The following is an 11,972-nucleotide window of genomic DNA, read 5'->3' as shown; positions in this document are numbered from 1 at the left end:
CTGATATACTTGAAACAAGACTAAAAGGAGTTTGAATGACAAAAAGAAATTGGACGGTGCTTTTAATAGGTGGTTCGTCAGGTATTGGTAAAACAAGGTTAGCAAAGAAAGTATCAGAAATATATAAAGCTAAAATCATAGAAGCTGATGATGTTTCTAGCTTAATAAAGGCAACAACTAAGAAAGAAGACTATCCTGCTGTCCATTACTGGATGGGAGATTCAGACTGGAGACAAGCTGGTATAGATGGCAATGTTAAATGGCTAAAAGACGTGTCAGCTGAATTTGTCCTGCCTTTAGAAAGCTTATAGATAAGCATTTGCAAGAACAGATACCTCTAATAATGGAAGGTGACTTTATATCTGTTGATCTTGCAGCGGCATATCAAGATAACGAAGTAAAATCACTTTTTATCTATGAAGGTCAAAAGGATCAGATCATAGAAAACTACCGCCAAAGAGAAGGAGGCAGTGCTCAAACATTTAGGGCTAGTATCAGCTTAGCCTATGGTAAGGCTTTAAGACAAGCGTGTTTAGCTTATGGCATTGAAGTTATAGAAGCAAGACCTTTTGAGACCTTGCTTAAGAGGGTCATGGAAAAGCTTGATGAATGATGATAACAGTTATGTAATTGCATAACTGTTTTTTAGTTTGATTGCTTATCATCTAGTCTTTGGAGTTTAATTTAGACAATTTTAATGTAGAATTAATACAAGTTTGGGTATAGATAAGGTAGACTAGTCTTATAGAGATGTCTTAATAGATGCACATGGAGGCGTAATTATGAAGAAACCCTATAAAAAATCAATCATTAGAAGATTACAGAACTCTTTAATGAGTGCATCTTTTTTGTCTATAGTCTTAACCATTGTACCTATTTTTATTATAATTTTGCTTGCCATCAGACCTGTTGGACTCTTTTTAACCAATACAGTGAATAACAGTATTATGGATAACTATAAATCGCAGAAGCAGATGTATTACAACATCCAGCATAAAAGAGATTTAGAAAACATAAGAATGTATACCTATGAGGAGTTAAAGTCGATTGATTTTTCAAATCAACTGGCTGATATTACTGATGAGCATATGATGTTAGTTGAAGAGGAGTTTTCTGAAAGCTTTGAGCATAGCTTAAAGGTTTGGGGAGATGAGGATACCTTAGAAGATATCACTGAAGAAGAAAAGAAAGACCTTTTTATAGCCACTTACGATGCCATTGAAAGAATGGATAGAGTGCTTATGTTTGGACAGTATTTTGGCTTTGACTGGGTAAAAGTAAGCTTTGTTCTATTTAATGATCAAGGAGAACAGGTAGAGTATGTACTGCCATCAGAGAATGTAAGCTTCTTATCTGATGGTGATTTAAAAGAAGTGGTGGATGAGATTCCTGTTTATACAAGAGATGATCGTCAGATCGGATACATTCGAACCCAAGTAAACTCAAGTGTGGTTGTGTTTTTCGTTTTCCCGGTTCTTTTGATATTCATCATAATTGCCATCGTGGTCTTTGTTATAGTAAAGATCGTTTTAACACCAAGAGCCTACAAACTTGTTAAACCCATTAAGTCATTAAATACACAGCTTCAGAAAATCTCAGAACATGAAGTCTTAGACTCGAGTGTTCATATAGAAATGCATAAACCGCCAAAGGAAATTTATGAGCTTATAAAGTATTCCAATATCATCATGGCAAGGCTTAATGAATCTCAGGAACTTCTATTTGCACAAAATCAAGAGTTAGAAGCTCAAAGAGATGTACTTGAAGATCAGAACATGGAACTCGATGCACAGAAATCAGAGCTGGAAGAGAAAAATGAGGAACTGGACTCTCAAAATGATGCCTTGATTCAATCTCAGATCCAGCTTCAGAAGGCTCAGGATCAGTTGGTTCAGTCAGAAAAAATGGCTTCTGTTGGACAGCTTTCAGCAGCTATAGCCCACGAGATTAACACCCCTCTAGGGGCAGTATCAAGTAATGTTCAAATGATGGATTTGATGCTTATGAAACTTAAGAAGCTCTTAAGTGAAGAAAAATATGAAGATGTTTTAAAAGCTGTTGAAAAGTTATCAAAATCCAATGCCATTACTGCAGATGCCACATCTAGAGTTAATGATATCATACGAAACTTGAGAAACTTTTCTAGAATTGATCAGGCTGCTTTTCAAAATGCCAATGTTCACGAAGGTATCCATTCTGTACTGGTTTTAACGTCTAACTTATGGAAAAACAAGCTGACAATTACTGAAAATTATGGGACATTACCAGAAATCTCTTGTTATGCCAGCCTTTTAAATCAAGTATTTATGAATGTGCTTGTCAATGGTATTCAAGCAACAGAAAAGGGGGGGTTGATAGAAATAAAAACTTCTCTTGTAGATGATTATGCAAGAATTGAATTTATTGATGATGGCATGGGGATTCCAGAAGATAAATTAGATATGATCTTTGATTCTGGCTTTACGATGAAGCCGGAAGACGAGGGCACTGGCCTAGGCTTATCGATCTCAAGAGACATCATCAAGAAACATCATGGCAAAATCAGTGCTAAAAACAATGAAGGAAAAGGTGCGACAATCATTATTGATTTACCGCTTACACAACCTATACATGATGAAAATTGTGACCATGATTAAAGACCTTCTTATGAAGGTCTTAAAATATGTACTCGATATATTCACTTGTTTCTATTCGCTTTCCTTTGCCAGATACAAACTCATCTAGCAGTCTATATTTTTTTTCGGATTCTAATTTTTCTTTGGCAGTCATTTTTCTGCCAGGGAAAGCCTGTGTGTCATAAATCTTTAATGCAATCGCGTTTGACATATGAACCTCCTTCACTACATACAAACATATGTTCGTTATAGTTATAATAGCATATCATGATAGCCTTGCCAAGTCTTTTAACAATATTTTCAAAATTATTCTATAATGAGTCTATGAGAAAATTAGTTTCGACGAAATGTCTCAACTATTTGTTTCAACAAATGTTTAAAGGATAAATACAGGTCTATGTTCAACAATGTCGGATATTTTTAGCAATATGATTGAAAATTCATTGATATTGTGGATAAAGCTTGAACATCTACTGTTCTCTTTGTATTATAGTAGAGTATTTTTAGTATAAGAATGGAGAATAAGATGGATAAGAATATGAAAGCGGTATACAAGAAGAGAATTGAAAAGACAATAAAAAACTTAAAAAGAAGAAACATCAATGGTTACTATGTGCATGATCTTGAACAATTAAAAGAACAGATGGATGATTTGATTGTTGATAAATCAAGTGTGGCTGTGGGTGGGTCAATGACACTGTTTGAGACTGGTATAATTGATTATTTGAGATCAAGAGATCTAGAGTTCCATGACCGATATGAAGAAGGGTTAGATCCCGCTCAAATGAAAGCATTACATCGTAGTGTCTTTTCCAGTGATGTATTTATTTCAGGTACTAATGCAATTACTGAGGACGGGGAGATTTACAACGTAGATGGAAGTGGTAATCGTGTGGCTCCTATGATCTATGGTCCTGATAAGGTTGTTGTAATAGTTGGAGCAAACAAGATTGTTAAAAACCTAGAAGAAGCGCGTAATAGAAATAAGTATATAGCTGCTCCAGCCAATGTTCAGAGACTTCAAATGAAGACACCTTGTTTAGAAACTGGTGCATGTACAGAATGTCTAAGTCCTCAAAGAATATGTAATATTTATACTGTAATAGATAGACAATTTGATCCTAATAGATTACATGTTATTTTTTTGAATAACTCATATGGCTACTAAAAAAACTCTGCTTTTGCAGAGTTTTTTCTTTAGAGATGTTCATCTAATCCCAGATCAAGCATTATCTTTTTATAGGCATTATATGTTTCTTCCATCCTATCTTCTGTGTATCTATAGCTAGGGCCTGTAAGCACAATACAACCGATCACTTTGTTGTTAATCTTATATGGTGCAGCAAAACAATTTAATCCCTTTTCCACTTCTTCTATATCAACCGCATATTTTAGTTCAGGATTGTCACCTTTGAAAATTTGCCCTAGTGCTGAATAATCAGGTGGATCGATGAAACGATCGTCGCCAGGTACTACACGAAGCGGTTGAGTAGACAAAACATAATCTAGATAATAATATCTACCACCTATTTCTAACTCGAAGTAAGCAGTTTCATCTATTGCTTTTACCATCCTTGTGAGCAATTCTCTAATTGTTTCAGAAAATCCAGAACCATATTGATAGGCTAGGCCAAGTTTTAGACTACTTAAACCAAGTGTATATTTTTGACTGTTTCTTGTTCTAGCGACTTGTCCTAAGTGCTCTAATGTTTGGATGATACTAAATGCAGTAGATTTTTTTAGGTTTGTTGCTTCACATATTTCTATCAGTCTAGCACTTTTCTTTTCTGCTATGAATTCAAGTATAGCTGATGCTCTTTCTATGGATTGTATGTATTTTTTATCACTCATGCAAACTCCTTAAAATCTTCTAATATATTTATAACATGTTTAGTGAAAAAAGTGAAAGAAAATATTTAAACAACAAAATATCCGGTATTATCGGACAAAGTGGATAAAACGCACTATAACAACAACAATATAGAACTTTTTATTGACTTTGTTGGATTATCTCCGCTATTATAGAACTATGTTAAATATATATCAAAGAAAGGACGAGATTATGAGACAATGGAAACTTTTACAGCCTATAGAAATTGGCAGTAAAAAACTTAGAAATCGGATAGTAATGCCTCCGATGGAAACACGATTATCTGAAGCCGATGGATCAGCTGGTGAATTAATAGCAGCACATTACAGAATGCGAGCTAAAGGCGGTGTAGGTATGATCATTGTAGAGAATCATTTTGTGGATGATTTAGCTAGTAGATCAGCTTATATGCAGGGTGGTATGTCAAAGGGGCATCATATAGCTGGTAAGTATCTAATATCAGAAGCTATAAAATCTGAAGGTGCAGTGGCTATTATTCAGCTTGGACATGGCGGTAGACAGTGTGCTCCAGGAGCAGCTCCAGTAACACCAGTATCTGCATCTGATGTAGCTTACGGTGGTATAACCCCTACACCTTTATCAATTGAGGAAATTGTTGCAATAGAAGATGCTTTTGCAGCAGCTGCTGTTAGAGCTGAACTTGCAGGTTTTGATGGTGTAGAGATACACGGCGCTCACGGCTATTTGATTACACAATTTTTATCACCTCTTACCAATAAAAGAGATGACATTTATGGTGGTGATTATGAACGAAGAAGTACATTTGCAAAAAATATTATCAGAAAAATTAGAGAGCAAGTAAGTAAAGATTTTATTGTTGGTATTCGTTTGAGTGGTGCTGAGTACGAAGACGGCGGTCTAACAATTGATGATACAACAAGATTTGCTAAGAGTGTTGAAGAGGATATAGATTACTTCCATGTCTCAGCAGGAAACTATAATACAATGGCTGTTCATATGATCACACCTCTCTATGTAGAAAGAGCACCTATTGTAGATTTGGCAAAAAAAATGAAAGCAGTTGTGAATAAGCCTGTTATCACAGTTGGTGCAATTAATCCTGGTTTAGCTGAACAGATAATTGCAAGTGAAGAGGCTGATATGGTATCTTTTGGTCGACAACTGATAGCAGATCCAGACTTGCCTAAGAAGATTATGGAAAATCGTTTAGAAGATATAAGACCATGTGTCAGAGGGCATGAAGGATGTATTTCTCTGTTTTTTAAGGGCTGTCCGATTAGGTGTGAAGTGAATCCACAAGTTGGCCGTGATGAGGCGTATTGTATTAAGAAGACCAGTACTCCTCAAAATGTTCTGGTTATCGGCGGTGGTGTTGCTGGCATGGAAGCTGCGAGAGTTGCTGATGAGATGGGACATAATGTCACGCTGTTAGAAAAAACAAATCACTTGGGTGGAAGATTTTTAGAGGCAACTGAACCTTCATTTAAGAAAGAAGGTAGAGCACTAGTAGAATGGGGAAAAACTCAGTTAGAAAAGAGTCGTGTATCAATAAAGATGAATACGATGGCAGATGAAGCATTAATTAGAGAGATTAATCCTGATGCAATGATTATAGCCACAGGTTCAGATTATATTCAGTTACCGATAAAGGGGATTGAAAGAGCCTTGTCACCAGATAATGTATTGTTTGATCATAACATAGCTAAAGATAATGTGGCTATTATTGGTGGTGGTTTGATAGGAAGTGAAACGGCTCTACATTTAGCTGAGAAAGGTAAAAAGGTAAGTGTATTTGAAATGAGAAATGGCATTGCCTTAGAAGATGAACCATTATCAAGAGCAGCTCTAGAGATGCGGTTAAACCAAGCAGGTGTAGTTATTCACACCAACACAAAAGTCGTTGAAGTTAGCGACAAGGGCTTAATATTTAATAAAGATGGTAAAACAGAAACATGTAATGCAGAGACTGTTGTTTACGCTACAGGGTTAGGTCCAGTACCATCTGAACATTTTAATGGCTTATGTTCAAAAGTTTTTACAATTGGTGATGCTGTGAAGGGAAGAAAGATATTTGAATGTTTCCATGAAGCATGGCATGCAGTGCTAAGTATATAAGGAGGATGTAAAATGAAAGTAGCATTAGTAACAGGTGGCGGTCAAGGTATAGGCGAGGCAATATGTAAGAGATTATCGAAGGATGGATTTGCAGTTTCGGTTACTGATTTAAATCTAGACCAGGCAAAACGTGTGGCAGATGAGATTAATATAGATGGTGGAAAAGCCATAGCGTTACAGGTCAATGTAGCCAAAAGAAATGAGATTTTTAGCGCTGTAGATGAGACTGTTAAACAATTGGGAGATTTTCATGTAATTGTAAATAATGCAGGTGTGGCACAACCTACGCCAATAGATGAGATTACAGAAGAGCAATATGATTTTATATTTAATATCAATGTAGCAGGTGTATTATGGGGTATCCAAGCAGCTAGTAAAAAGTTAAAAGAGTTAGGTCATGGTGGTAGAATCATCAGTGCTTCATCACAAGCAGGTGTTGTAGGTAATCCTGAACTAACTTTATACTGTGGCAGTAAATTTGCTGTTAGAGGCATGACTCAAACAGCAGCTAAAGATCTAGCAGCATATGGCATTAATGTAACAGCTTTTGCACCAGGAATTGTTAAGACGCCTATGATGTTTGGTGTAGCACACGAAGTAGCTCAAGCAGCTGGAGAATCAGATGAATGGGGCATGAATCAGTTTGCTAAAAATGTTACACAGGGTAGATTATCTGAACCGGAAGAAGTTGCTGCAGGTGTTTCTTTCCTAGCGGGTCCTGATTCTGAAATTATGACAGGTCAAACTCTTATTATAGATGGTGGTATGGCATTTAATTAGTTAACTAAGATTGTGTAATGATAAAAAATCATAAAGATTGAAATAAAGTAACTGGTCCTAAAAAATGACCAGTTGCTTTATTTATTTCATCTAATATTTTAGTCATGAACTATAAAAGTGTTTTGTATGTGCCGACTATTTCTTTTCTGTGGTTCTTAATTTGAAGTGGTAATCTGGCTTTAATGGCTTTAAGTTCTATTTCATCGATAAGATCATGATGAAATAGAAGGTCAGGTACAAGCGCATCTAATGCCCTGTAAGCACCATCTTCTGTTTTGATAGCAATGGCCAACTTGTTTTTTAAATCTGTCATACAATAGACGGATTCTGCGCCTAGTTTAGCGAGAATTCTACATTTTGTTTCTTCCATGATGATGGTATCTAATCTACCTGTTCCAGCCACATAATAAGGATGTGTGGTCATGGCCTTTGATATTTCTTTCATAAAGGGCTTGTCTGATGAAAGCTTTTCGTAAGCCAGTGCCATATTGTAGATGGGCAGTCCAAAAACAGGGACGCCACAGCCATCGATGGCAATATGAATCTTATCTTTATCCATGTCTGTATAGTCTGCAACAACTGACAACATCTTCTTTTGAATGGGATGGTCTTTATCAATGTAATTGTCCAGATCAATATTATTCAAAAGGCCGTAACCAATCATGGCAGAATGTTTGCCGGAACATGGATTGTTGAGTGGTGTAAATGGTAAGTTCTCTTTGATCATTCTTTTAAACTCACCTGAGTACATAGGAGCAGAAGTGCCACAATCCAATAGGTCTGTTGAGACCTTCATCTTCTTAAAAATGCTTTTAACAGTTTTTACATGTTCTTCTTCGCCACCATGTGAAGAGGTCATAAGTGCAAGTTCTTCTCCATATATATCATAGGCTTTCCTACCACCTGATTCTAAAAAGGGAATCACTTGAAAGGGTTTAGCGGATGAACGCCAAAATGTTTCTTTATAAGGGTCTCCATAAGAGAAAATGATTTCTGAGTTTTTAACAGCAACCACATCAAATCGATGGATGCTTTCTACGAGATTATTTCTATAAACGTGTACAAGTTCTACTGACATAATTACCTCCCGAGATTATTGTATCAAGAAAAAACAGGCTTTCATAGCCTGTTAACGTTCTTCTCTAAAATATGGTTGACTCAATCCTTTAGGTGGTGCGTTTTCCTTAGATTTTTTCATTGAACCAATAACAAGTACAATGATTGTAAACAAGTAAGGTAGTGCGTCTAAAAGGTTTTGAGAGATATTTAAATGTTGTAATCTAAAGCCTACAATACTTAAACCACCAAATAGGTAGGCTGCAAAGATTGCTCTGTACGGGTTCCATCTACAGAAGATAACAAGTGCAATGGCAATCCAGCCACGACCTGCTGTGATGTTGTCCTGCCAAGCTGGAACCTCTACGACTGACAGGTAAGCACCACCCAGGCCACATAGTGCGCCACCGATTAGAATGTGCACGTACTTATAAAGTGTGACATTTAGTCCAGCGCCATCTGCAGCAGATGGGTTTTCACCAACGGCTCTTAAGTTAAGACCCATACGTGTTTTATAAAGGTAAATCCCTAAAACAAGGGTCACTACATAGCCTAGGTAAACAAAGATATCTTGAGTAAATAGAATTTCGCCTAAGTATGGAATCTTCGATAATCCTGGAATAGCTATTGGCTTATAAAAGTCAATGATGTTTTGAGGCATCTTTTGACCGATATAGGATGTACCCAAGTAAGATGAAAGACCTGTACCGAAAATGGTCAGTGTTAAGCCAGATACGACCTGGTTGGCTCTTAATGAGATGGTTAAAAAACCATATATCAAAGCCCCCAGTCCACCAGCTATGACTGCTCCTAAAATTGCAAGTAAAGGACTGTTGGTTGCAAGACCAGTACCAAAACCGGCAACAGCACCAATGAGCATCATACCCTCTACACCAAGGTTTAAGTGACCTGACTTCTCTGTGATCAACTCACCGAGTGTTGCAAATAGAAGAGGGGTACCTGCAATGATTACCGATATTAAAAACTTAACCATTTTGTCCTCCCTTCTTAAATACTAGATTGTATTTTACAAAGAACTCACTACCAATAACAAAGAATAAGATCATAGATTGTAAGATATCAGAAGCTGAGTTTGGAATTTGAAAGGCTGTTTGAATAAAAGAACCGCCTTTAACAAGTGCTGCAAATAAAACCGATACAGGTATGATAACTGCAGGTACTAAAGCTGATAGCCATGTTGTAATAATGGCTGTAAAACCATAACCAGCTGATAAATGAGCGGTTAATGTTTGGTCTACAGCAGATGCTTGAATAAAGCCGACAATACCACAGATACCACCAGAGATAAAGACTGAGGTTAAGATAACCTTGTTGATCTTAATACCTGAATATCTAGCAGTGTCTAGTGACTCACCAATTACTGAGATGTTGTAACCCCATTTAGAGTACTTCATCATGACTGCAACAATGACCACGATAACAATGGCAATGACCCAGCCGATATGAAGACCAAAGAGTTTTGGTAAAATAGCACTGTCTTCAAAGTTTGCGATTTTAGGAAAACCCTGTGCATTTGGATCTTTCCATGGACCGTATTGTAAATAAGTAACCCACTTGATGGCGATGTAGTTAAGCATCAAAGTGATAATGGTTTCATTAGTATCATACTTTATCTTGAGTAGACCAGGTATTACTGCCCATAGACCACCACCTACAAGACCAGCTACAAACATGAGTAGAAGTAGAAGTGGTTTTGGAAGGTGGTTAAAGTATAATGCAAAGTAGGTAGCAAAACATGCCCCCATTAATATTTGACCTTCACCACCGATATTCCAAAATTTCATCTTAAAGGCAACCATAATACCAATAGATGCAATGATGATTGGAATAGCAACCTTCATGGTTTCGATGATTCTGTATTTAGAACCAAATGCTCCTGAAAGCATGCTGATGTAAACTTTTACAGGATTATGACCCATGATTAAGATAAATAAAGATGAACATAAAAGTGCCAAAACAACTGCTGTTAAACGGATGCTTGTTGCTTTTGACTTGGTCATGTCTGTACGTTTGATCATTCTAACCATTTGTAACCTCCTGACCAGCCATCATAAGACCGAGTGCTTCTTTAGTCGTTTGATCTGCTTTTACATTACCTGTAATCTTACCCTCGCATAAGACCATGATTCTATCGCATAACTCCAGTAGAACATCTAGGTCTTCACCGATAAATAAAACAGCAACACCTTTTTTCTTTTGCTCATTGATTAAATCGTAAATAGTATGAGAAGCATTGATATCCAGGCCTCTAACAGCATAGGCTGTGATTAAAATATGAGGGTTGGTTTCAATTTCTCTACCGATTAATACCTTTTGTATATTACCACCTGATAACTGTTTGACAGGGTGGTGGATGCCTGGAGTTTTGATGTCGAGATTCTTAATCATCTCTTCACAAACAGCCTCAACAGGTTTTCTTTTAAGAAAATGTCCCTTTTGGTTATGATGGTCTTTGATCAGATAGTTATCAATCATATCCATTGATGCCACTAGGCCCATACCTAAACGGTCTTCAGGAATAAAAGACATAGATATACCTTTTTTTATGATCTGACCAGGTGTTAGGTCATTGATGTTTTCATCTTTAAAAATGATGTCGCCACTTTCAACAGGGTAGAGACCAGCGATGGCTTCACAAAGCTCTTTTTGTCCACTACCGGCTACACCAGCAACACCAAGAATTTCACCTTCATACATAGAAAAGTTGATATCCTTAAGTACTTTTACCTTCTCTTCATCAGAAGCGTTTAAGCCTTGAATTTTTAAAACTTGACTACCTCTTTTTACTTGAGGTCTATCAATTGATAAGTTTGTAGAAGCGCCCACCATTAGATCTGTAAGAGATTTTGGAGAGGATTCTTTTGTATTAACAGTTGTAACCGTTTGACCTTTTCTTAAGATTGTAACTCTGTCAGAAACAGCCATTACTTCATGAAGTTTATGAGTGATGATGATAATGGCACAACCGAGTTTGGCCATATTCCTCATAATATCAAAGAGTTTTTCCGTTTCTTGAGGCGTTAAAACAGCTGTAGGTTCATCCATGATAAGAATGTCAGCCCCTGCATAGAGGACTTTCATGATTTCTACAGATTGTTTTTCACCAATGGACATATCGTAAATCTTTTTATCTGGATGAACAGGTAAACCAAATTTATCTGCAACAGATTTGATTTCGTCAGAGATCTTTTTAGGATTCATAAAAAGACTGCCTTTTTGACCTAAAATGATGTTCTCTTTAGCAGTTAATACATCTACAAGTTTATAATGCTGGTGGATCATACCAACACCATGTTTGATGGCATCTTTAGGAGAATGAATGGAAACTTCTTCATTATGAATAAAAATAGAACCGCTATCAGGTTTATAAAAACCTGACAGCATGTTCATCAAAGTAGATTTACCAGCACCGTTCTCACCGAGCAGCGCATGAATTTCACCTTTATTCACTTGGAAGTTTACATTGTGATTCGCCTTTACAGAGCCAAAATATTTGCAGATATCTTTCATTTGTACAAATACTTCGTTCACAA

Annotated in this window: 12 protein-coding genes; 6 read left to right on the top strand and 6 right to left on the bottom strand. The window is 36.6% G+C overall.

Annotation, left to right across the window (positions count from 1 at the left end; genetic code table 11):
- Nucleotides 1–35 precede the first annotated feature (35 nt).
- The 3 genes from EZV73_RS00405 (at nucleotide 36) to EZV73_RS00395 (ending at nucleotide 2,636) form a co-directional block, all read left to right on the top strand.
- Complete coding sequence (locus EZV73_RS00405) at nucleotides 36–311, top strand: hypothetical protein (protein ID WP_240837236.1); 276 nt, start codon at nucleotides 36–38, stop codon at nucleotides 309–311.
- 8 nt (nucleotides 312–319) lie between these two features.
- Nucleotides 320–613, top strand: a complete 294-nt coding sequence (locus EZV73_RS00400; RefSeq protein WP_240837235.1) for a hypothetical protein — start codon at nucleotides 320–322, stop codon at nucleotides 611–613.
- A gap of 169 nt (nucleotides 614–782) precedes the next feature.
- On the top strand, nucleotides 783–2,636 hold the full coding sequence (locus EZV73_RS00395; RefSeq protein ID WP_240837234.1) for a sensor histidine kinase: 1,854 nt from the start codon (nucleotides 783–785) through the stop codon (nucleotides 2,634–2,636).
- A gap of 19 nt (nucleotides 2,637–2,655) precedes the next feature.
- On the opposite strand, the gene EZV73_RS00390 is transcribed toward EZV73_RS00395, so the two are convergent.
- Nucleotides 2,656–2,826 carry a hypothetical protein gene (locus EZV73_RS00390; protein ID WP_240837233.1) on the bottom strand — a complete coding sequence of 57 codons (171 nt, stop codon included), beginning with the start codon at nucleotides 2,824–2,826 and terminating at the stop codon, nucleotides 2,656–2,658.
- 315 nt (nucleotides 2,827–3,141) lie between these two features.
- Here EZV73_RS00390 and EZV73_RS00385 point away from each other — a divergent pair, with 315 nt between their 5' ends.
- Nucleotides 3,142–3,783, top strand: coding sequence for a lactate utilization protein (locus EZV73_RS00385; protein ID WP_240837232.1), 642 nt, complete (start codon nucleotides 3,142–3,144; stop codon nucleotides 3,781–3,783).
- Between the two features lie 29 nt (nucleotides 3,784–3,812).
- Here EZV73_RS00385 and EZV73_RS00380 read toward each other — a convergent pair whose 3' ends face one another.
- Nucleotides 3,813–4,466: an IclR family transcriptional regulator gene (locus EZV73_RS00380; RefSeq protein ID WP_240837231.1), complete on the bottom strand. Its 654-nt coding sequence runs from the start codon at nucleotides 4,464–4,466 to the stop codon at nucleotides 3,813–3,815.
- A gap of 211 nt (nucleotides 4,467–4,677) precedes the next feature.
- Between EZV73_RS00380 and EZV73_RS00375 the strand changes: the two genes are divergently transcribed.
- Together EZV73_RS00375 and EZV73_RS00370 are read left to right on the top strand one after the other, a co-directional pair.
- Nucleotides 4,678–6,582, top strand: a complete 1,905-nt coding sequence (locus EZV73_RS00375; protein WP_240837229.1) for an NAD(P)/FAD-dependent oxidoreductase — start codon at nucleotides 4,678–4,680, stop codon at nucleotides 6,580–6,582.
- 12 nt (nucleotides 6,583–6,594) lie between these two features.
- Nucleotides 6,595–7,362: a (S)-acetoin forming diacetyl reductase gene (locus EZV73_RS00370; RefSeq protein WP_240837228.1), complete on the top strand. Its 768-nt coding sequence runs from the start codon at nucleotides 6,595–6,597 to the stop codon at nucleotides 7,360–7,362.
- A gap of 109 nt (nucleotides 7,363–7,471) precedes the next feature.
- On the opposite strand, the gene EZV73_RS00365 is transcribed toward EZV73_RS00370, so the two are convergent.
- Genes EZV73_RS00365 through EZV73_RS00350 form a run of 4 tightly spaced genes read right to left on the bottom strand, consistent with a single transcriptional unit; the run spans nucleotide 7,472 to nucleotide 11,970 of the window.
- Nucleotides 7,472–8,440 carry an asparaginase gene (locus tag EZV73_RS00365; protein WP_240837227.1) on the bottom strand — a complete coding sequence of 323 codons (969 nt, stop codon included), beginning with the start codon at nucleotides 8,438–8,440 and terminating at the stop codon, nucleotides 7,472–7,474.
- 51 nt (nucleotides 8,441–8,491) lie between these two features.
- Nucleotides 8,492–9,412 carry an ABC transporter permease gene (locus EZV73_RS00360; RefSeq protein ID WP_240837226.1) on the bottom strand — a complete coding sequence of 307 codons (921 nt, stop codon included), beginning with the start codon at nucleotides 9,410–9,412 and terminating at the stop codon, nucleotides 8,492–8,494.
- Complete coding sequence (locus EZV73_RS00355) at nucleotides 9,405–10,466, bottom strand: ABC transporter permease (RefSeq protein ID WP_240837225.1); 1,062 nt, start codon at nucleotides 10,464–10,466, stop codon at nucleotides 9,405–9,407. The genes EZV73_RS00360 and EZV73_RS00355 overlap by 8 nt, the downstream gene beginning before the upstream one ends.
- The gene (locus tag EZV73_RS00350; protein ID WP_330636922.1) at nucleotides 10,459–11,970 is read right to left on the bottom strand and encodes an ABC transporter ATP-binding protein; all 1,512 of its coding nucleotides are present in this window, start codon (nucleotides 11,968–11,970) and stop codon (nucleotides 10,459–10,461) included. The genes EZV73_RS00355 and EZV73_RS00350 overlap by 8 nt, the downstream gene beginning before the upstream one ends.
- Between the last annotated feature and the right edge of the window lie 2 nt (nucleotides 11,971–11,972).

Origin of the sequence: Acidaminobacter sp. JC074 (assembly GCF_022496765.1) — a bacterium.
Taxonomy (GTDB): Bacteria; Bacillota; Clostridia; order Peptostreptococcales; family Acidaminobacteraceae; genus JABXKX01.
Note: the sequence above shows the minus strand (reverse complement) of the source record. Positions and strands in the feature narration are given on the sequence as shown.

Bases quoted from the DNA above. Each gene is read 5' to 3' on its own strand.
- EZV73_RS00405 (WP_240837236.1), top strand. From the start codon at position 36: ATGACAAAAAGAAATTGGACGGTGCTTTTAATAGGTGGTTCGTCAGGT.
- EZV73_RS00395 (WP_240837234.1), top strand. From the start codon at position 783: ATGAAGAAACCCTATAAAAAATCAATCATTAGAAGATTACAGAACTCT.
- EZV73_RS00390 (WP_240837233.1), bottom strand. From the start codon at position 2,826: ATGTCAAACGCGATTGCATTAAAGATTTATGACACACAGGCTTTCCCT.
- EZV73_RS00385 (WP_240837232.1), top strand. From the start codon at position 3,142: ATGGATAAGAATATGAAAGCGGTATACAAGAAGAGAATTGAAAAGACA.
- EZV73_RS00380 (WP_240837231.1), bottom strand. From the start codon at position 4,466: ATGAGTGATAAAAAATACATACAATCCATAGAAAGAGCATCAGCTATA.
- EZV73_RS00375 (WP_240837229.1), top strand. From the start codon at position 4,678: ATGAGACAATGGAAACTTTTACAGCCTATAGAAATTGGCAGTAAAAAA.
- EZV73_RS00370 (WP_240837228.1), top strand. From the start codon at position 6,595: ATGAAAGTAGCATTAGTAACAGGTGGCGGTCAAGGTATAGGCGAGGCA.
- EZV73_RS00365 (WP_240837227.1), bottom strand. From the start codon at position 8,440: ATGTCAGTAGAACTTGTACACGTTTATAGAAATAATCTCGTAGAAAGC.
- EZV73_RS00360 (WP_240837226.1), bottom strand. From the start codon at position 9,412: ATGGTTAAGTTTTTAATATCGGTAATCATTGCAGGTACCCCTCTTCTA.
- EZV73_RS00355 (WP_240837225.1), bottom strand. From the start codon at position 10,466: ATGGTTAGAATGATCAAACGTACAGACATGACCAAGTCAAAAGCAACA.